This is a genomic window from Pseudoalteromonas sp. SR43-3 (genome assembly GCF_014163875.1).
GTDB lineage: Bacteria > Pseudomonadota > Gammaproteobacteria > Enterobacterales > Alteromonadaceae > Pseudoalteromonas > Pseudoalteromonas distincta.
Genome location: NZ_JACJEC010000005.1, coordinates 70311 through 91438, shown reverse-complemented (window position 1 = coordinate 91438; position 21128 = coordinate 70311). Strand labels below are relative to the sequence as shown.

The 21128-nt window shown below is 39.4% G+C and carries 19 protein-coding genes; 12 read left to right on the top strand and 7 right to left on the bottom strand.

Going from position 1 to position 21128, the window contains the following annotated elements:
- Positions 1 to 20: 20 nt before the first annotated feature.
- The 3 genes from megL to H5088_RS08410 all read left to right on the top strand — a co-directional run bounded on the left by megL (position 21) and on the right by H5088_RS08410 (position 2619).
- Positions 21 to 1208: a methionine gamma-lyase gene (gene megL / locus H5088_RS08420; protein WP_182752668.1), complete on the top strand. Its 1188-nt coding sequence runs from the start codon at positions 21 to 23 to the stop codon at positions 1206 to 1208.
- Between the two features lie 231 nt (positions 1209 to 1439).
- Positions 1440 to 2237, top strand: a complete 798-nt coding sequence (gene phhA / locus H5088_RS08415; protein WP_002958327.1) for a phenylalanine 4-monooxygenase — start codon at positions 1440 to 1442, stop codon at positions 2235 to 2237.
- A gap of 37 nt (positions 2238 to 2274) precedes the next feature.
- On the top strand, positions 2275 to 2619 hold the full coding sequence (locus H5088_RS08410) for a 4a-hydroxytetrahydrobiopterin dehydratase (RefSeq protein WP_002958326.1): 345 nt from the start codon (positions 2275 to 2277) through the stop codon (positions 2617 to 2619).
- Positions 2620 to 2680: 61 nt separating this feature from the next.
- Here H5088_RS08410 and H5088_RS08405 read toward each other — a convergent pair whose 3' ends face one another.
- The 4 genes from H5088_RS08405 to H5088_RS08390 are packed head-to-tail and all read right to left on the bottom strand — an operon-like array spanning position 2681 to position 7419.
- Positions 2681 to 3118 carry a hypothetical protein gene (locus H5088_RS08405; protein WP_138682913.1) on the bottom strand — a complete coding sequence of 146 codons (438 nt, stop codon included), beginning with the start codon at positions 3116 to 3118 and terminating at the stop codon, positions 2681 to 2683.
- A gap of 8 nt (positions 3119 to 3126) precedes the next feature.
- Complete coding sequence (locus H5088_RS08400) at positions 3127 to 5487, bottom strand: ABC transporter permease (protein ID WP_182752667.1); 2361 nt, start codon at positions 5485 to 5487, stop codon at positions 3127 to 3129.
- On the bottom strand, positions 5487 to 6167 hold the full coding sequence (locus H5088_RS08395; protein WP_182682336.1) for an ABC transporter ATP-binding protein: 681 nt from the start codon (positions 6165 to 6167) through the stop codon (positions 5487 to 5489). Before H5088_RS08395 ends, H5088_RS08400 begins: the two co-directional genes overlap by 1 nt.
- 13 nt (positions 6168 to 6180) lie before the next feature.
- Positions 6181 to 7419, bottom strand: coding sequence for an efflux RND transporter periplasmic adaptor subunit (locus H5088_RS08390; protein WP_182716211.1), 1239 nt, complete (start codon positions 7417 to 7419; stop codon positions 6181 to 6183).
- A gap of 507 nt (positions 7420 to 7926) precedes the next feature.
- Between H5088_RS08390 and H5088_RS08385 the strand changes: the two genes are divergently transcribed.
- A complete protein-coding gene (locus H5088_RS08385; RefSeq protein ID WP_182752666.1) occupies positions 7927 to 8715 on the top strand; it encodes a hypothetical protein in 789 nt (262 codons plus the stop codon).
- A 142-nt stretch (positions 8716 to 8857) separates the two neighbouring features.
- Here the strand turns inward: H5088_RS08385 and dapD are convergent, their stop codons facing one another.
- Genes dapD through map form a run of 3 tightly spaced genes read right to left on the bottom strand, consistent with a single transcriptional unit; the run spans position 8858 to position 13129 of the window.
- Positions 8858 to 9685, bottom strand: a complete 828-nt coding sequence (gene dapD, locus H5088_RS08380; protein WP_002958324.1) for a 2,3,4,5-tetrahydropyridine-2,6-dicarboxylate N-succinyltransferase — start codon at positions 9683 to 9685, stop codon at positions 8858 to 8860.
- A 9-nt stretch (positions 9686 to 9694) separates the two neighbouring features.
- Positions 9695 to 12313 (bottom strand): [protein-PII] uridylyltransferase, encoded by a 2619-nt coding sequence (gene glnD / locus H5088_RS08375; protein ID WP_002958323.1) that lies wholly within the window; start codon positions 12311 to 12313, stop codon positions 9695 to 9697.
- Between the two features lie 30 nt (positions 12314 to 12343).
- Positions 12344 to 13129: a type I methionyl aminopeptidase gene (gene map / locus H5088_RS08370; RefSeq protein WP_002958322.1), complete on the bottom strand. Its 786-nt coding sequence runs from the start codon at positions 13127 to 13129 to the stop codon at positions 12344 to 12346.
- Positions 13130 to 13400: 271 nt separating this feature from the next.
- On the opposite strand from map, the gene rpsB reads away from it, so the two are divergent.
- From rpsB to rseP, 8 genes are all read left to right on the top strand, one after another.
- A complete protein-coding gene (gene rpsB, locus H5088_RS08365; RefSeq protein ID WP_024596499.1) occupies positions 13401 to 14129 on the top strand; it encodes a 30S ribosomal protein S2 in 729 nt (242 codons plus the stop codon).
- A 104-nt stretch (positions 14130 to 14233) separates the two neighbouring features.
- Positions 14234 to 15085 carry a translation elongation factor Ts gene (tsf, locus tag H5088_RS08360; protein WP_182694236.1) on the top strand — a complete coding sequence of 284 codons (852 nt, stop codon included), beginning with the start codon at positions 14234 to 14236 and terminating at the stop codon, positions 15083 to 15085.
- A gap of 158 nt (positions 15086 to 15243) precedes the next feature.
- Positions 15244 to 15993 (top strand): UMP kinase, encoded by a 750-nt coding sequence (gene pyrH / locus H5088_RS08355; protein WP_024596498.1) that lies wholly within the window; start codon positions 15244 to 15246, stop codon positions 15991 to 15993.
- A 49-nt stretch (positions 15994 to 16042) separates the two neighbouring features.
- Complete coding sequence (gene frr / locus H5088_RS08350) at positions 16043 to 16564, top strand: ribosome recycling factor (RefSeq protein ID WP_206013162.1); 522 nt, start codon at positions 16043 to 16045, stop codon at positions 16562 to 16564.
- 244 nt (positions 16565 to 16808) lie between these two features.
- Positions 16809 to 17588, top strand: a complete 780-nt coding sequence (locus tag H5088_RS08345; protein ID WP_024596497.1) for an isoprenyl transferase — start codon at positions 16809 to 16811, stop codon at positions 17586 to 17588.
- Between the two features lie 19 nt (positions 17589 to 17607).
- Complete coding sequence (locus H5088_RS08340; RefSeq protein ID WP_024596496.1) at positions 17608 to 18474, top strand: phosphatidate cytidylyltransferase; 867 nt, start codon at positions 17608 to 17610, stop codon at positions 18472 to 18474.
- On the top strand, positions 18471 to 19676 hold the full coding sequence (ispC, locus tag H5088_RS08335; protein WP_182716210.1) for a 1-deoxy-D-xylulose-5-phosphate reductoisomerase: 1206 nt from the start codon (positions 18471 to 18473) through the stop codon (positions 19674 to 19676). Before H5088_RS08340 ends, ispC begins: the two co-directional genes overlap by 4 nt.
- A gap of 1 nt (position 19677) precedes the next feature.
- Positions 19678 to 21030: a sigma E protease regulator RseP gene (rseP, locus tag H5088_RS08330; protein WP_002958314.1), complete on the top strand. Its 1353-nt coding sequence runs from the start codon at positions 19678 to 19680 to the stop codon at positions 21028 to 21030.
- The last annotated feature ends 98 nt before the right edge of the window (positions 21031 to 21128 follow it).

The window sequence follows — 21128 nt, the reverse complement described above, 5'->3', positions numbered from 1 at the left end:
AATCAAAAAATGAGCCTACAATGAGCAAGCATCATATAAACACCCAGTGTATTCACGGACCACAAAAAGCAAACGACCCGCACTGCGCACTCACTTCTCCTTTGTATCAAACCTCGACCTTTCATTTTGAAAATGCCGCACAAGGTGCTGCGCGTTTTGCAGGCGACGAACCTGGCTATATTTATACGCGCTTAGGAAACCCTACAACCACAGAGCTTGAACAAAAAGTTGCTCAACTAGAGAGCTGTGAAGCAGCTGCTGCAACCGCAACAGGTATGGGGGCCGTATCTGCCTCAGTACTGAGCTTTTTATCGCAAGGAGATCATCTTGTTGCCTCAAGTGCTTTATATGGTTGTACCTTTGCGTTTTTCTCGCATATGTTGCCGCGCTGGGGAATCGAAGTCACTTTTGTTGATATGACCAACGAGGACGAACTACGCGCTGCCATCAAACCTAATTCAAAAATGATATTTGTAGAAACGCCAATCAACCCCACTATGGCGGTTATTGATTTGGCACTTATTGGCGCAGTTGCTAAAGAGCACAACTTAATTAGTGTGGTCGACAACACCTTTTTAACGCCGCTCCTGCAATCACCAAAAAAATACGGTATCGACATTATAATGCACAGTGCGACCAAGTACTTAAACGGCCACGGAGATGTAGTTGCCGGTATTGTATGTGGATCGTTTGAGCACATAACACACATTAAAATGACCGTACTAAAAGACATTGGTGCAACCATAAGCCCGCACGATGCATGGCTAATTAATCGAGGCCTAAAAACACTCGCCATTAGAATAGAACGCCATTGTCAAAGTGCACAAACAATAGCGCAATATCTAGAAGCGCACCCACAAGTAAGTACCGTATATTACCCAGGGCTTAAATCGCACCCAGGTCATAAGTTTATTGGCAACCAAATGAAAGCCGCTGGTGGTGTTATTGCATTTGAAATAAAAGGCACGCTACAAGATGGCGCACAATTTATTGATAGTATGAAACTTTGTACACTTGCAGTAAGCCTCGGCGACGCTGAAACACTGATTCAGCATCCTGCATCTATGACTCACTCGCCTTATACGCCAGAGGAGCGAGCCGCCGCTGGAATAAGTGATGGGCTGATCAGACTCTCGGTTGGGCTTGAAGATGTTAACGACATTATTAGTGATTTAGACCAAGCTTTTACTGAAATTGGTTATGTGTAATTAATTGTATACACATAAAGGCAAGCTACAGGCCTTTATTTAAAGGTCTGTATTTTTAGATTGCCATAGGTGTAATTATAAATTTACGATAGTGGTGATCGTCCCAAATACTGATGTTAGTCTATCTATTAAACTTTTCTTCACTTTTGCATAGTATGGGGTCATTCGATATTCATTAGGTTTGAGTATCACACTGACACCGATTTAGGGCTCACACCCAAGAAGGTACTTATGGCTAAAGCAAGTAAATACACATCCAAAACACCAGACGAAAATGGTGTTATACACTGGAGTGATGAAGAAAATAAAATTTGGTCTGAGCTTGTAGCGCGTCAACTTGCATGCATTGAAGGCAAAGCCTGCAACGAGTACATGCAAGGGTTAAAAAAGATTAACCTGCCGCACGATCGTATTCCGCAGTTAAGCGAACTAAACGAAGTGTTACTAGCCACTACCGGTTGGCAAGTCGCGCCAGTACCTGCGCTTATCGACTTTGATGAGTTTTTTAGATTACTGGCAAACAAGCAGTTTCCGGTAGCTACATTTATTCGTAGCCGCGAAGAATTTGACTACCTACAAGAGCCAGATATTTTTCATGAAATATTTGGCCATTGCGCCATGCTAACTAACCCTGACTTTGCCGAGTTTACGCACAAGTACGGACAATTAGGTTACGCAGCGCAGAAAAAGGACCGTGTATACCTTGCGCGTATATACTGGTTTACAGTTGAATTTGGTTTAATGCAAACCGAAGACGGCCTGCGTATTTACGGCGGCGGTATTTTATCAAGCCCAGGTGAAACTCAGTACGTATACTCAAACACGCCAGAAATCAGCCCAATGAATGTGCTTGATGTACTGCGTACGCCGTACCGTATTGATATTATGCAGCCACAGTACTACACCATAAATTCGATTCATGATCTGTTTGATATATCGCAAATGGATATTATGACTTTGGTTGAGCGAGCTAAAGAGCTTGGCTTGCACGACCCAAAATTTCCACCAAAAGAAAAATTAGCCAGTTAAACATTAATGCTAAAAAAGCTAAAAGTAAGGATTTAGAATGTCTTCATTAAGTGCACAAAAATGCGAAGCCTGTCACGTAGATGCGCCAAAAGTATCTGACGAAGAGTTAGCACAATTAATTACTAAAATCCCAGACTGGGTACCAGAAGTACGCGACGGCATTATGCAGCTTGAGCGTGTTTATAAATTTAAAAACTTTAAGCAAGCTATCGCGTTTACTAACAAAGTAGGCGACATGGCAGAAGACGAAGGCCATCACCCAGGTTTATTAACCGAGTGGGGCAAAGTAACGGTTACATGGTGGAGCCATTCAATTAAAGGCCTACACAAAAACGACTTTATTTGCGCAGCTAAAACAGACGACGTATTTAACGCGCTGTAAACTTTTTAAAGGTTTAACCTTCGCAACAAAAAGCTCGCTAAAGTTATTTAGCGGGCTTTTTTTATATACCGTTGTCACTGGCATTTATAGAAATTGAATGAACTTTTAGTTGCTTATCTGAAAACTTACTTTTAAGCATGTCGATGGTTTTTTCTTGTTGCCTACAAGGAGGACAGGGGCCTACATCTTCATCTATTGAGGTGTAAAACAACGTATACTTTTGCTGGGTAAAATCGGGCAATGTTGTTAATAGCTGCTCTAAATTACTTTTAATTAAATCAGAATCAGGATGGCTTTGTTTATTTTTAAAAATGGATAAAATATTTGGTAAATATTTATCAGAGTAATGCATCAACTCGCCTTTGCTGTTAAATAAAAACATTTGCGGTGCGGTATTATTAATGGGCGATTTAACCATTTGGTAATGAGAGAAACTGTACTGCTCAGCGTATGTATTTCCACCATATATAAGTAGTGTAGCTAGTAGTAATTTATACATGCTTATCCTTAAGTTAAGTTATTCCACGAATTGTTAAGTGTTTTTTTAATCTCTATAGCAATAATACATATAACCGCTAACAAAATGACTAAATGCACTGTAAGTATCGTGTTTAGGTCAAAAACGGATTGTTGAAATAAAAAAGTTTGTAGTTTTTCATGTTGGGTGAAAAATAGCGCAATAATAACTATGTGGGTTATCACAAATGCAGTGAAAAATAGCTTTAAAAATAAATAGCATATTTGGTAGCTGCGAGCGCCCATAGCACGTCTTAATGCAAGCTCTGTAGATGATTTAGCAGTAAGCTGTTTAATACTGCTGTAGTTGTATAAAAACGCAGAGAGTAGAAGAATTGAGGAACACACGACGGTAATTATTAGTAATGCATTTCTAGGGGCTTGCTCATTTTTTACTAAAGATGAAAGGGGGGTAAGTGATAAATCGTTAAAGTTTACACTTAATGCTCTTACTGCCGTTTGGAGTTCACTTTCAACTTGTGTGATGGGCGCATGAGTTTTAATTATAATTGTTTCAAAACCTGTCAGGGCACTTATTACATTATATACAGTTGGCTGAACCGGTGTGTCGGCCCCTTCATTATAAATATCATTAACAACGCCAACTACTTTATGTTTTACTTTTCCAGTATCAAATTGGGCTAATAAATAAGCTTGGCTTAGTTCTGTGCCTGCAAAGTATTGATCCCATAAAGCGCTGTTAACGACAATGTTTTGGTACTGTTGCCATTGCACACTTTGCCCAGAAATAAGCTTAGCGCCAATAGTTTTAAAGTAATGCGGGCTCACTCTATGGCTTGCGGTACTGGCGCTTTTAACCGAACTGATAGCTTGTCCGGTAACGGTGTACCATGCACTAAACCCACTGCGATCTGATAGTGGCGGGGCAGAGCTAAGTGATACTTCTTCAATAATGGGCAGTGAATTTAATTGCTGAATTAATTGTTGAGCAGAGTTATTTGCATTAAAGGCCTCGCTAGGTGATTGTGGAAAACTAAAGCTGGCAATTAGAATATTATCTGCATTAAAACCCATACTTTTATTATTTAAATTAATCTGGCTGTAAATAACCAAACTACTAATGTAAACACTTGTAATAGCAAGGCTAGTAAGTAACGAAAGCAATGAGAACACTTGTACTTTTTCGCTTGTTGTTGCACTTTGGCCGCGTCCAATACTGCTGTGTACCCACCTTCGCTGAAAATAACTAAGCGCCGATAAAAAAGTAATAATAACTATGTAAAATACCGCCAGCGTAAATAATGAAAAAGAGCTGCTTAGCTTATTCAGGCTTGGTAATAAAATTGCGCTAATGCGGTCGCTCAGTGGATACAAAACGCACATTACAATAATAAGTAGTAGGCTTGTGAGTGCAATATCAATAATTTGCTGCACAAAAATGTGTTTGTTATTGGCTCCACATAGTTTGCGTATAGTTTCTTCTTGTTGCTTTTTAATTGACTCTGCACAGTAAAATGCACAAAAGGCAATAAAGCTAAATGAGAGTAAAATATAATAAAGTAACTGCAATAAGTTTAGGCGCTTTATTATTTTATTAAAGTGAGTAGGGCTAACGCCAATACCATCACTAAACTTAAGTTCGGTGTTATCAAATATAAACATTTCGTTTTGTAAGTGCTTATTTAGCAAGCTTAAAAAGAGTGTTTTATTTTTAACGTTTCCTAAAATATACGTAAATGTATCTGGGGTCAGGCTACTTTCTTGAGGCAAAATGCGCTTGAGTTGCGAGTAAGAAATAAGGAGTTTAGGTTCATAGGCACGTTTAAAGCTTTTAAACTCTTTTGGCATTACAGCAACAATGTTTATGCTTTTATTATTAACAACAAGCTGTTTGCCAATAATATCAGTGACACCTTTAAAATGAGTATGCCAAAACGAATAGCTAATGGCGGCACTTAGTGCGCTGCCTTGTTTTGGGAAATCTAGCTTCTCAAAGCTGCCTAAAGCAGGAATGATACCTAATTGTTTATAACCCCCCGATATAAAGCTTACCTTAACAGGCACGCTATCATGATTAACCGAAAGCTTTAATGATAAATCAATAGAGCGTTCAAAAACGCCGACTAAATCTTGGTGCAATAAGGTTATTTCATCAAAAATGTACTCATCAACGGGTAAGTCATTTTGAGTGTCACTTAAGTAAACTTGTTTAATGTTGTGGATGTTATTTATTGCCGTGTGATCGGCTGATAAAAACTGACTATGAATATTATTTATATTTAAAATTAAACACAAAGGAATACTCAGCAACAAACAGCTAAGCCATAATTTAGTATTTTGCTTAGCATATTTTAGCCAGTTTAAGGTCAGATCAGTAATTAAGTTCAGCATCAAAAACCTTGCGCACTAAGCTGTCCGTCTTGAATATACAAACGCGTTTTTGCTGTTTTAGCATGGTTTTCATCATGTGTTATTAAGCAAATTGTTTTGCCATCGTCGTTTAGCTTATTGAGTAACTGATATATTTGTTCGCTATTACTCGAATCTAAATTACCCGTTGGCTCATCGGCTAAAATAATAGAGGGCTCATTTATTAATGCTCTAGCAATAGCAACTCTTTGTTGTTGCCCGCCTGACAATTGGCTTGGCTTTCTATCAATAAATTCAAGCATATTTACTTTATTAAGCGCAGCTTCTACTTTTTTTTGGTAATCCTTCCTAGGCACCGATTTGTTGTAACTGAGTGGCAAAGCCACGTTATCAAATACGCTTAAATGATTTAATAAATTAAAGTTTTGAAATATAAAACCAAGTTCTCTGTTTTTAATGGCTGCAATAGAGTCGGGTGTTAAGTCTGCTGTGTTAGTGCCTAAAATAGTGTATTGCCCTTGGCTAGGTAAGTTTAGTAAACCTAAAATAGAAAGTAGGGTACTTTTACCACTGCCAGAAGTACCAGTTATTGCAATGTAGTCACCACTGTTTATTTTAAAACTTACAGCTTTGAGGGTATCAATTTTGGTATTAGGGTATTGATAAAAAATATTATTAAACTCTATTAACGGATAACTCATAACTGACACCTCATTAAAATACTTCTTTCAAATCAAGGTAACTTTGAGTGGCATAAGCTGCTGGTAGTAATAAAACATAGTTACCTTGTAGCGACTCATCAAAGCTTAAAGTGTCTTGCTCAGTCGTTTTGTAATTTATATGAGTAAGAATAGCTTTGCTGGAGGGCGTTATTTCATATACTTTCCACAGACTGTAGTTATCAAAATCATTCGGTTTTTTAATGTTTTGAGCTACTAAAGATTGCTCCAAATAAATATGAGCTTCTATTGCTTGGCTGCTTCTAAGCCATGATGGAGGGGAAGCGTCTAATACTAAAAATACATTAATAGCGCCATTTCTTATTACCGTATCAATATAATCAACCTTAGCTGCAATTGTGCCACTGGGTGTAACTATGTCTGCTTTTTGGCCAATTTTTAACTGAGTGGATGAATACTGAGGGACTTGTATTTTAGCCAGTAAGTTGTCGGTCTCTATTAACTCAAACAGCGATTGCCCTTGAGTAACCGCTTGACCTAATTTAGCTAAGTTTTGGCTTACGGTACCGTCAAAGTTTGCTGTGAGTGTTAGTTGCTCTTGACGCCTTTGTAAATAGCTAAGTTTGTTTTTTGAGATGTTTACTTTGTTATCAAGCGCAATTAATTGCTGATCAAATGCCTCTTTAAATAGACTAAGTTCACCATTTTTGGCATTAACTTCAAGTTCACTTTGCTTGTAAAGCATTTCGCTTTGCTTAAAGCGAATTGCAGAAATAATACCTTGTTCCATTAAGACTTTATTAGCATTTAATTCAAGCGCTTGCTGCTGCAATGCCATTTTAGCTTTTGATAAGTCGACTTTAATTTGCGAGAGCTTAATTGCTAAATTACTTTTATCAATAGCTACTTGGGATTCTAAATTAAGCTGCTCATAACTCGCATTATGTATATCTTGTTCCAATTCGTAGTTAGTTAGCTTTGCTAATACTTGGCCTTTTTTTATAGCTTGCCCTTCACGAATTGTAAGTGTGTTGATATTGCCTTTTAGCGGCGCAGACAAAAGCTCTCTTTGTGTAGGCTCTATTGTACCAATCCCTTTTAATACATTGGGTAATGATACTTGAGAGACTAATATTGGCTTTAAATAACGTTCAGGAATATCATTTGAGAAAAGTAGTATCTTAATTAAATAACCCAAAGCCAATAACAACAATAAAGCCGCAATAGCGATAGGGTATCTACTTTTTTGTTTAACGATTAAATACTCTTCCATTAGTACAACCTACTTGTGCTTTTGTTATTTTAAAATGTGGTAAACGCTGTTTTAGTTAGGATTTTTATTTTCCTTAAGTAAAGGGTGTAAGGGTAAGCTAGCTGAGTAATATTTTTTAGCTGGCAGTTAATGGTTTGATTTATCACCAACTCCGTTCCCAAAACACATTCAGTTATATCACCACTAAGTTAACTATGTAAATTTTATTTTAATGGAATTTAGTGGAAGAAAGGTTTGATTATCTTGTTTGTTGATGAAGCAGGGCAAGGTAATTACTACGTTGCTACATAAAAGCACTTTTTTTATAAGTGATCTTAGGTTTAGGGGGGTATTGCTAACAATGAGCAGTAGCTCGGGATTAATTAAATCAAGCAAATGTTAAACCTACTACATAAAACATGACCATCCTCTTCAGCGCTACATTTACTACTACTTTCTTTAGGTACAAGATGAAAAATTAGATACTATGAAAATCTACATCGTTGTTAAGTCTAATAAGGAAGTTAAATGGCACCCAAAGATAAAGAAGTAATTTTTATAGAACAAAACACAAAACTTATCCTATTAGGATTATCCATATTTATTCTAATTTCAGTTCTTTCTGCGATATATTTTTATAATAGTACTTTCAACTGGTTGAGCCCAGCTCCAAACCGTGGAGAATGGGGCGCTATGGGAGACTATTTTGGTGGTTTAATTAACCCAATACTGTCTTTTGTAACAATTGTTCTTCTTTTATTATCTATAAAAATTCTAGTGAGGGAATTAAAGGCGACAACACAAGAATTAAGAGAAACTAAAGAAGTTCATCAAGAGTCAGTTATGGCTCAAGACAGGAACCTGATGTTTGCTCCACTCACAAAGAGAATAGATCAAGTTATTGAAGAAATTGAAGCTTTAAAAGGTCAACCTGTAATTAGTAGCAATATCGCGAAAAATAATATTGGATTTGTAGAGCAGCACTTAACCCTATTTGATATACACCACAAAGGGTTAGAAGGCTTGAGCCATAAGGAAGAATCTTTTCAAATATTATATGTAGAAGGGCTAGTTAAGAATTTAGGTGAGCTTAAAAGGAATCTCTGCAAAATAAATATGCTATTAAGTGAATTATATAGAGTTAAAACTCCTAAAATAGCTTTTATAACAGATGAATTAGAAACGTTGACTTATTTTATGTTTAGATTGCTAAAAAAATTAGAAGCTCAGTTTACAAGTGATTCACAGCTTAATGTTACAAGCGAAATTGAATCGTTAAAAAGTAATATTTTGAAATTGAATCTTTATGTAAACTAAGGTAAATATAGAGAACAGGAACATTAAAAAAAAAAGCTCAAAACCAAAGGGCTTAGAGCTTTTCTATATACAATTAAAGTTTAGCTAAAACACTTCACTTAAAAGTATCGTTGGGTTTCGTTTCCCTCAACCCAACCGACTGTTACTCATCAATTGAGCGTAGTAGGGCGTTGATGCCTACTTTTTCACGTGTTTGTTTGTCTACTTTTTTTACGATGATTGCAGCGTAAAGGCTGTGGGTGCCATCTTTTGACGGTAGTGCGCCTGGTACAACTACTGCGCCTGCTGGTACGCGGCCGTAGTGAATTTCGCCAGTTTCGCGGTCATAAATACGGGTGCTTTGGCTGATATAAACGCCCATTGAAATTACTGCGCCTTCTTCAACAATTACGCCTTCAACAATTTCAGAACGTGCGCCAATAAAACAGTTGTCTTCAATGATAGTTGGGTTAGCTTGTAGAGGCTCTAAAACGCCGCCTATGCCTACGCCACCTGATAAATGTACGTTCTTACCAATTTGTGCACATGAGCCTACAGTTGCCCATGTATCAACCATGGTGCCGTCGTCAACGTATGCGCCAATATTTACGTACGATGGCATAAGTACGACGTTTTTACCTACAAAGCTGCCTTTACGGGCTACTGCGTTTGGTACTACGCGCATACCGCCTTGCTGAAATTGCTCTGGCGTGTAGTCGCTAAATTTAAGTGGTACTTTGTCGTAAAACTGGTTTACGCCATCGTTCATTGGTTGGTTGTCGCGAATACGAAACGACAGTAAAACCGCTTTTTTAAGCCACTGGTGTACAACCCATTCACCTGAGATTTTTTCAGCAACGCGTGCTGCGCCGCTATCAAGTAAATCAAGTGCATCAATAATGGCTTGTTTTACGTCGCTTGATACTGTGCTTGGGCTAATGCTATCGCGGTTGTCCCATGCGTTTTCGATCATCGTTTTTAAATCTGACATGTGTGTCCTCTATTCTGTTTCGGCGTTGAATTTTTTACGTAATGCCTGATGAATTTTTGCTTGTTCTTCATCAGTCAGCGCTTGGTATTCGTTATTAGATACGACAAAGAAATCCTCTGCACGTTCACCCACCGTGGTAATACGGGCAGCGTGAATGTGTAGTAAATGCGCTTGGAAAACTTCGGCTATTTTGGTTAGTAAACCTTGTATATCGACGGCTTGAATTTCTATTAAGCTACGGTCTTTGCGTGCATGTGGGCGCAACACAATTTTAGGTTTAATATTAAAATCTTTAAAGCGTTGAGAGCGGCTCTTTTTAAAGCGAATTTTTTTACGTGGATCGCTAAGTGCTTGCTCAAGCCCGCGTTTAATTGATTGCGCTCGACCACTTGCAATAGGGTCGCCACTTACTTCAAGTATTACAAAGCTAAACAGGACGTAACCGTCTTTTGTGGTCAGTACTTGCGCGTGTTGTATTTGTGCTTTTTTAGAGCCAATTACACTCACTAATCTCGCAAATAACGCACCAGAGTAGGGGCTGTATACAAATACTTGTGTACCCCCATGCATTGCTTTGTTAGATACAATAACACTGGGTTGGCTTAAATCGGTGCTAGTTAATAAATGCTCACTTTGCCACGATATTTGCTGTTCGCTAAAGGCGGTAAAGTAGTTGGCTTTAAAGCGACTCCAAATTAAATCAATTTTATTCTCAGGGTAACCTAAGTTGAGTAGACGTTGTTTAGCTTGGTGCTTTTTATCACGAATTTGGTCGCGCTGATCCATTGGGTTTTCAAGCCCTAAGCGTAATGCGCGCTGCGTGTGCAAGTACAATTCACGCAGTAGGGTGTTTTTCCAATCGTTCCATAAGTTGTCGTTGGTTGCACGGATGTCGGCAACGGTTAAACAATATAAATAGTCGAGTTGGCGCTCTGTTTTAATACGTGTTGCAAAGTCTTTTATTACTGCAGGGTCGTTAATATCTTTACGCTGCGCGGTAACCGACATAAGTAAATGGTTACTTACAAGCCACGCTACTAATTTTGCATCAGAGGATGAAAAGCCATGTAATTTAGCAAAGGCTATAGCATCAACAGCGCCAAGTTCTGAGTGATCTCCCCCTCGGCCTTTAGCAATGTCGTGAAATATACCGGCTAAATAAAGTAGCTCTGGTTTATCCATTCGAGTGACTATTTCACTACAAATAGGAAACTCGCTAATGCCAGTTTTATCAAAGTATTCGTAAATATTTTTGATTAATTTGTGAGTATGCTCATCTACGGTGTAGGCGTGAAACAAATCGAACTGCATTTGTCCAAATATATTACGCCACTGCGGTAAGTAGGCGGCAAGCATGCCGTGCTTGTGCATAAGCGTAAATGCGCGGCCCATACCATTAGGGTGTTTAACTAAGCGTAAAAAGGCTTCACGACAGGCTGCATAATCTTGTAAATCCCCCAATAAACGGCGGCGTACTTGGCGGATTGTACGAATAGTGCTTGGGTAAATATGCGTTATTGCAGGGTTGTCTGCTATGTGCTCAAACAATACAAAAAGTTGGTCACGTCTAAAAAATACAGATGGATCTTTTACGCGTATTTGATGACCCACTTGCTCAAAGTTTCTGTCGAGTACTATCACCGTTTTTTCACTACTTTCGGGCATGATACTTTGCTCAAAGTATGAAAGTAGCATTTGGTTAAGTTCGCGAACGCGGCTCATTATTCTAAATAAGCGCTTCATCATACGCTCAACAGAGGCTTTACCGTCGCTACCAAAACCTAAAATTTCGGCTGCTTGTGGTTGATGATCAAACAATAAGCGGTTTTCAGCCCGACCTGCGGCTAGATGCAGTGCAAAGCGAATATTCCATAGGTTTTCTAGGCACTCTGAAAGCTCTTGAAACTCTTCATGGGTTAAGTAGCCGTGACTTATTAACTCTTGCAGAGTTTCGGTTCTAAAGTGCTTTTTTGCGACCCAAATAATGGTTTGCAAGTCGCGCAGGCCACCGGGGTTTTCTTTAATGTTTGGCTCAAGATTATACGCGGTGCCGTGGCACTTTTTGTGACGTAAGTTTTGTTCTTGAACTTTGGCAGTAAAAAACTCACCGGAGCGCCATACGGGGGTTTCTAGAATATGCGTTTTGAGTTTTTCAAACTCAATATGATTACCAAAAATAAGGCGGCTTTCGAGTAAACTGGTGGCAAAAGTAACGTCTTCACGTTTTTGCTCAATGGCTTGTTCTATCGTGCGCACGCTGTGGCCAATCTCTAAGTTGAGATCCCATAGCATGGTGACAAACTGGCCTATTTTTTCGCATATTTCTTCGCTTGGTGGTTTAGTTACAAGCAATAAAAAATCGATGTCGGAGTAGGGATGTAGCTCGCCACGTCCGTATCCGCCTACTGCTATTAGTGCTAAATCAGGTTCGCGCGCTAAGTCGTAAACATGAAAAAGCTTAATTAGTAGGCGGTCAATAAACTCAGCCCGGGCATTAATTAAATTCCCAACCGGTTGTTTAGAAAATTCGTTATGTAACCATTTATAAAAATAGCTAGAACAATCGCGATAATCACTAAGTTGCTCTGCATCGCTGAGCAACTTTTTTACTTTGTTGGGTAATGCCACGTGGGCTGGCTCCTAATTTCTTATTTATTATTAGTGTTCTATGATCCTGTCGATAGTATCATCTGATCGTAGCGTTAAAATTTCAACACCATTTTCAGTCACTAATAAAGTATGTTCCCACTGTGCAGACAAGCTGCGGTCGCGAGTTACTACAGTCCAATCATCTTTAAGTAGCTTACATTGGCGTTTACCCGCATTAACCATTGGTTCAATTGTTAAGCACATGCCCGCTTTTAAAGTTTCGCCAGTACCCGCTTTACCGTAGTGCATTACTTGTGGTTCTTCATGAAATCCTGCGCCAATACCGTGGCCGCAATATTCACGAACAATAGAGTAATTAAAACTTTCTGCATATTTTTGAATAGCAGAGCCAATATCACCTAAGCGCACACCTGGTTTTACCATTTTAATAGCAAGGTATAAGCTTTCTTGTGTTACTTCTGCAAGACGCTTAGCTTGGATGTTTGGTGTACCAACGTGGAACATTTTAGAAGTATCGCCGTGGTAGCCATCTTTAATGACAGTGACGTCAATATTAACGCTGTCGCCTTCTTTTAATGCTTTGTCATTTGGAATTCCGTGACAAATAACATGATTAACTGACGTACAAACTGATTTTGGAAAGCCATGATAATTTAACGGAGCAGGGATTGCTTGTTGCACATTAACAATATAATCATGACAAAGTGTATTTAGCTCATCGGTGGTAACACCCGGCACTACATGAGGGCCGATCATTTCAAGTACATCGGCCGCTAAGCGCCCAGCTACGCGCATTTTCTCTATTTCTTCAGGGGTCTTGATAATAGCGCTCATTGAGGCTCCAAAGTTGAGTTTCTAACATTTATCGCCGAACAAATTTTGCACGCGACGTTGAGTATTTAATTTTAATATGGTATAAAGCGCGCCGTCTTTTTACAAATAAATTCTTAAATGATTTTTTGTATTTAAGGCAAACACAATTTTATTTTAACACACACACGTATCGTCACATACACTTGGGTGCATTTGAAGTTTAATTACTTCGGTGTTGGTGCTATGGGATATGTGGAGGCCTAACCCTAAACAACTATAGAGGATCTATAAAATGGCAAACGTTTCAATGCGCGATATGCTTCAAGCTGGTGTTCACTTTGGTCACCAAGCACGTTACTGGAACCCTAAGATGAAGCCTTTCATCTTCGGCACACGTAACCGTGTACATATCATCAACCTTGAGCAAACTGTACCAATGTTCAACGACGCACTTAAGTTTTTATCAAGTGCTGCAGCTAACAAAGGTAAAGTTCTTTTCGTTGGTACTAAGCGCGCAGCAAGCGACGCAGTTAAAGCAGCTGCTTTAGAAAGCGATCAGTTCTTCGTAAATCACCGTTGGTTAGGTGGTATGTTGACTAACTGGAAAACTGTACGTCAATCAATCAAGCGTCTTAAAGACCTTGAAGTACAAAGCCAAGACGGTACTTTCGAGAAATTAACTAAGAAAGAAACGTTAATGCTTAACCGCGAAATGGAAAAGCTTGAAAAGAGCCTTGGTGGTATCAAAAACATGGGCGGTCTTCCAGACGCGCTTTTCGTTATCGATGCTGACCACGAGCACATTGCTATCCGTGAAGCAAACAACCTAGGTATCCCTGTTGTTGCAATCGTTGATACTAACTCTAACCCAGACGGCGTTGATTACATCGTTCCTGGTAACGATGATGCTATCCGTGCTGTAAGCCTTTACACTAGCGCTGTTGCAGCTGCTATCACTGAAGGTCGCGAGAATAACATCGTTGCTCAAGCTGAGAAAGACGATTTCGTTGAAGCTGAGTAATTAGCTATCATCAAGTCTTCATCTTTTTAAGGTGAAGACTTGTTATTCTTGTAGAGCGGGTAACCCGCTTATCTAAACCAGATTTCAGATTTGAGGATTTACTAATGGCTGTAACTACTGCCCTAGTTAAAGAATTACGCGAGCGCACAGGCGCTGGCATGATGGATTGTAAAAAAGCGTTAACTGAGACTGATGGCGACATCGAGTTAGCGATTGAAAACATGCGTAAAAGTGGCGCTGCTAAAGCTGCTAAAAAAGCAGGTAACATTGCTGCTGAAGGTACTATCATCATCAAGCAAAACGCTGGTGTTGCAGTACTAGTAGAAGTTAACTGTCAAACAGACTTCGTTGCAAAAGACGTAAGCTTTTTAGCATTTGCTGATAAAGTTGCTGAAGCTGCAATTGCTGACACTCTTACTATCGAAGACTTACAAGCTAAGTTTGAAGAAGACCGTGTTGAGCTAGTAACTAAAATTGGCGAAAACATCAACGTACGTCGTCTGCAGTACATCGCTGGTGAAAACCTAGTTGAGTACCGTCATGGCGACCGTATCGGTGTTGTTGTTGCAGGTGTTGCTGATGAAGAAACACTTAAGCACGTTGCAATGCACGTTGCTGCTTCACGTCCAGAGTACTTAACTCCTTCTGACGTACCAGCTGACGTTGTAGAAAAAGAAAAGCAAGTACAAATCGAAATCGCGATGAATGAAGGCAAGCCTGCTGAAATCGCTGAGAAGATGGTTGTTGGTCGCATGAAAAAATTCACTGGTGAGGTTTCTCTTACTGGTCAAGCTTTCATCATGGACCCTAAAAAATCTGTTGGCGATATTCTTAAAGAGAAAAACGCAACAGTTACTGGCTTTGTACGTGTAGAAGTTGGTGAAGGTATCGAGAAGAAAGAAGAAGATTTTGCTGCTGAAGTTGCTGCTCAAATTGCAGCTGCTAAAGGTCAGTAAGATTAACTATTTGTGATGCAAAAGGAAATTAGATGCAATTAAAGTACTATTTGGTTTTGCTTCACAGCTAGAAATTCTTTAAAATAACCGCGCTTTTATGTTTAACATAAGCGCGGTTATTTTTTATCCATAATTCAATAAAAGTTGGCCCCTATACTATGACTATCAATCGCAAACCTATTTTTAGACGTGTTCTTCTCAAATTAAGTGGTGAAGCTTTAATGGGAGACGAAGGCTTCGGCATCGACCCTAAAGTTTTAGACCGTATGGCACAAGAAATTAAAGAGCTAGTAGAGCTTGACGTAGAAGTGGGTTTAGTTATTGGTGGAGGTAACTTTTTACGCGGTGGTTCACTTGCAGAAGCAGGCATGAACCGCGTAGTAGGCGACCACATGGGTATGCTTGCAACGGTTATGAATGGCCTTGCAATGCGTGATGCGCTACACCGTGCATTTGTAAACTGTCGTTTAATGTCGGCTATTCCGCTAAATGGTGTATGTGACGCTTATAACTGGGCTGAAGCAATTAGTTTATTGAAAACTGGCCGCGTTGTTATTTTTGCAGCAGGCACCGGTAACCCATTTTTTACTACCGATTCTGCAGCGTGTTTACGCGGTATCGAAATTGAAGCGGATACAGTAATTAAAGCGACTAAAGTGGATGGCGTGTACAGTGATGATCCTGTTAAAAACCCAGAAGCGACGCTTTACAGCCACTTAAGCTACAATGAAATCATTGAAAAAGAATTAAAAGTTATGGATTTAGCGGCATTTACTCTAGCCCGCGATCACAATATGCCATTGAGCGTATTTAATATGAATAAATCAGGCGCGCTAAAACGCGTAATTATGGGTGAAGAAGAAGGAACACTTATTTCTTCACAAGCCTCAGATGAAATAATCAAATAATTAGGATTAAACCGTGATTAACGATATTCAAAAAGACGCGCAAGCGCGCATGCAAAAAAGTGTAACTGCACTAGGTAGCCAATTATCTAAAATTCGTACTGGCCGTGCACATCCTGCAATCCTAGATGGCATTATGGTGTCGTACTACGGTGCACCAACGCCTTTAAACCAAGTTGCTAACGTAACAATTGAAGATTCTCGTACACTTGCTATTGGTGTATTTGATAAGTCTTTAGCGCAAGCTGTTGAAAAAGCAATTATGGCGTCTGACTTAGGTTTAAACCCTATGTCGGCAGGTACTGTTATTCGTGTACCACTTCCTCCACTTACAGAAGAACGTCGTAAAGACCTAATCAAAATTGTACGTGGCGAAGTTGAAGGCGGTCGTGTTGCTATTCGTAACATTCGTCGTGATGCTAATGGCGATGTAAAAGGTTTATTAAAAGATAAAGAAATATCTGAAGATGAAGCGCGTCAATCAGATGATGCGATTCAAAAACTTACAGATAAGTTTATCAAAGAAATGGATACTCTATTAGCTGCTAAAGAAGCAGAGTTAATGGAAATCTAAGTAAGTCCCTGTTTATCTTTTGAGGTTAAATTTGCAGTAGTGTGTTTGGTTTTAAGGCAAGGCAGAGCCTACGTAGTGTGGTTATTTCCCATTATTAGGCGATAGGAATGCATAAAATCTAAAAACGCGCTGCCCAAAGGGTTCTGCCTAGATTGAATAAATTACAATCCTGAAAGGTCGACAGGACCTATTAAAATTATTAGTTTTGAAACGCCGTCTAGGGTATACTAGGCGGCGTTTTTTTATGGAATACTCGATATTTATGGTTCTAGATGCTGACACAATTTCACAGCAATGTTTACCCAAACATGTTGCTATCATCATGGATGGGAACGGACGTTGGGCGCAAGCTAGAAATAGACCTCGTGTGTATGGGCATAAAAAAGGCGTAGACGCAGTTCGTCAATCTGTTCAGTTTTGTACTAAATTAGGGATACAATCGTTAACCTTATTTGCTTTTAGTAGTGAAAACTGGCGCCGCCCTGAAGACGAAGTAAACACTTTAATGGAGCTTTTCTTATTTGTTTTAACAAAGGAAGTTAAAAAGCTTCATAAAAACAATGTAAAACTGACCATTATTGGAGACTTATCACGATTTTCTGAAGGATTACGTAGCAAGGTAGACGCTGCACATAAGCTGACTGAAAATAATACCGGATTGCGCTTAAATGTTGCAGCTAATTACGGTGGTCGTTGGGATATGGCTAACGCGGCTAAACAACTTGCTTTGCAAGTTGCGCAAGGCACACTCAACGCAGAAGATATTACAGAAGAGCGCTTAGCACAGCATATGAGCATGGCAGATCAGGCAGAACCTGATTTACTTATTCGCACTGGTGGCGATGTTCGTATTAGTAATTTTTTACTATGGCAAGTTGCTTATGCAGAACTTTACTTTACCGAAACACTTTGGCCTGATTTTAATGAAGCAGCATTTGCTGAGGCTATAGCGTGTTACGTTGCCAGAGAGCGACGTTTTGGTTGTACGGGCGAACAAATAAAACAATTACTCGCTCAAACCTAAATAGAATAAGGGTCACATTTTGTTAAAACAACGAATTTTAACCTCACTTGTGCTTGCACCATCGGCATTAGCTTTGGTTTTTTATACACCGCTTACGTTATTTAGTTACTTTGCCGGTGCAATAGTATTATTAGGCGCATGGGAATGGTCTGCGTTTATGGGTTTATGCGATAAGCTCAAACGTGGTGCTTTTGTTGTATTGATTGCAGCCTTACTAGGCCTGCTTAATTTACATTGGCCTATTGAATCACTATGGGAAAGTGGCAAGCTAGTAGGTGATGCGAATTACTTATTTACGCTTTCGTTTGCTTGGTGGATTGTTGCTAGTTATTTAATTTGGCGCTATCCAGAAATGGCTAAAGCGTGGAATGAAGGTCTAGTAATGCGCGGCATTGCAGGTTTATTAACACTTGTGCCGTTATGGCTTGCACTAAATACGCTGCGCAGTGCGCAATATGCTGAATCAACACATTTTGGCTCTGTACTTATTTTAGTCGTATTGGGTATTGTGTGGAGTGCAGACGTTGGTGCTTATTTTTCAGGTAAGAGCTTTGGTAAGCATAAACTTATGCCAAAAGTGAGCCCTAATAAAACAATTGAAGGCTTAGCAGGCGGTGTAGTCGCTTCTATCATTTTTGTTTTAGCATTTTGTCACTTTACCGATGTTGATTTAGGTGTTTGGCCTATCTACGCGATAATGACTGCATTTATTGCATTGTTCTCTGCGGTAGGTGATTTACTTGAAAGCATGTTTAAACGTGAAGCTGGTTTAAAAGATAGCGGCCGTTGTTTACCTGGGCACGGCGGTATTTTAGATCGCATTGACAGCTTAACGGCTGCAGCTCCAATGTTTGTAATGTGCTATGCGTGGACTCTTAGTTTATGAGCCAAAAGCAATTGCTGGTTATTTTAGGCGCAACAGGTTCAATTGGTTTAAGTACACTAGATGTTGTATCGCGCAATAAAGAGTTATTTGATGTTTTTGTTTTAGCTGCAGGGCAAAACGCAAAAAAAATGGCTGAGCTGTGTATTGAACACGAACCACTTTATGCGATTATGGCTACCCAGCAAGCCGCTGAGCAGTTATCTGCTTATTTAGCTAATACACCATGCCAAACGCTTGTTATGCACGGCGAGCAAGCAATGTGCGACTTATGTGCTCACCCAGATGTTGATGTCGTGATGTCGGCAATTGTAGGTGCAGCTGGTTTACTGCCAACATTAAGTGCAGTAGAAGCAGGTAAAAAAGTACTCCTTGCTAATAAAGAATCGTTAGTTATGTCAGGTCAGTTGTTTATTGATAAAGTTAAACAACATAAAGCGACCTTGCTGCCAATTGATAGCGAACATAATGCTATTTTTCAATGTCTACCTTCTTCGTTACAAAGTGCCAAAGGCGATCAAAATTTACAGCAACATGGCGTAAGTAAAATTTTGCTTACCGGTTCTGGTGGCCCGTTTTTAACGCGCGATATAAACACACTAAAAGATGTAACTGTAAGTGAAGCCGTGGCGCATCCTAACTGGTCGATGGGTCAAAAAATATCAGTAGACTCGGCCACTATGATGAATAAAGGCTTAGAGTTTATTGAAGCTAAGTGGTTATTCAATTGCGACACCAGTGATATAGACGTAGTGATTCATCCACAAAGTATTATTCACTCAATGGTGCAATATCATGACGGTTCTATTTTAGCGCAAATGGGTAACCCTGATATGCGCACACCAATTGCCCATGCACTTGCATACCCTGAGCGAATTAATGCAGGCGTTAAACCGTTAAACTTCTCTGATATATGTGATTTCTCATTCACCAAGCCTGACTTTTCTCGCTATCCAAATTTACAATTAGCGATTGATGCGTGTAGTGCAGGGCAGGGCGCGACTACAACGGTTAATGCTGCAAATGAGATAGCAGTAAGTGCATTCTTAAACGGTAAAATTGGTTTTACTGATATATACAAAATAAATGCACAAACGCTTGAATCTGCAACGTATACCAATGTACAAAGCTTAGATGAAATTTTAGAGTGCGATAAATTAGCGCGTATTAGCGCTTCAGAATTTATAACAAAAGTGACGCATTAATATGTTTGATTTTTTTTGGAATCTTGGCTCATTTATTTTAGCGCTTGGCATTTTAGTGGCCATACATGAATATGGCCATTTTTGGGTTGCACGAAAAATGGGCGTTAAAGTGCTGCGTTTTTCAATTGGTTTTGGTAAGCCACTGTTAAAATGGCACGATAAATATAATACCGAATACGTGATTGCCGCTATTCCATTAGGCGGTTATGTAAAAATGCTTGATGAACGTGTTGATGACGTGCCGGCAAACCAACGTCATTTATCGTTTAACGCTAAATCTGTACAAGCACGTATTGCCATAGTTGCAGCGGGTCCAATGGCCAACTTTTTGTTTGCCATTTTTGCTCTTGCAGTAATGTATATGGTGGGTGTGCAGTCGGTAAAGCCTGTGGTAGGTAGTATTACCGAGGGTAGCCGGGCAGAGCAAGCGGGCATTATGCCTTCTCAACATATTATAAAAATTGGTGATGATGATATAACGACCTGGCAAGATGCCACGTTTGCACTTATGTCTAATTTAGGTGAAGAAAGCGTTGAAGTGATAGTGCGCGATAAAAACCTTCAACCACGTGTTAAAACGCTTAATTTAGAGGGGTGGAAATTAGATCAGCAAGACGTGCCACCATTAAGCTCGTTAGGTATTGTACCGTTTAGACCTCAAGCAACTTTAACAATTGCCGCCGTAACTAAAGACTCAGCTGCAGAACACGCTAATTTACAAGTTAATGACACAATTTTGGCTGTAAACGGTGAAACAATAAGCAATTGGCAGCAATTAGTTAATCTTATTACGCAATCAGCTAACAAATCTTTACAATTTAGTGTAAAAAGACAAGATACTATAAAAGCCATTACAGTAACCCCTAAAGGGCGCATTGATAATAACGGTATTGAGCAAGGCTTTTTAGGCGTTGCTCCTGTTGTACAGCAATGGCCTGATGGTTATGTAGAGACTAGACATTACGGCCCGCTCGATAGTATCGTGCGAGGCACAAAAGAAACGTGGCGCTTAATTACACTCAGTTTTGACATGATTGGTAATTTAATTACAGGCCAGGTTTCGGTTAAGAATTTAAGTGGCCCTGTGGGCATTGCAGTAGGCGCTGGAACTAGCGTAAGCTATGGGTTAGTGGCCTTTTTAAGCTTTTTAGCCTTAATAAGCGTTAACTTGGGTGTATTTAATTTATTACCCTTACCAGTACTTGATGGTGGACACTTAATGTATTACATAATTGAACTTTTTCGTAAAAAGCCGGTCTCTGAAAAGACACAAGAGTTTGGTTTTAAAGTGGGCGCCTTGTTGCTCATTTTTCTAACATGTTTCGCTTTGTTCAATGATGTATCGCGTTTGTAGTTTTACAGCGTGGCAAATTACTAATTAGAACACGATTGTAAAGCACCACTTTAGTAGGGTGTTATGCGGTAATACAGTTGTAAAGGATAAAGATAATA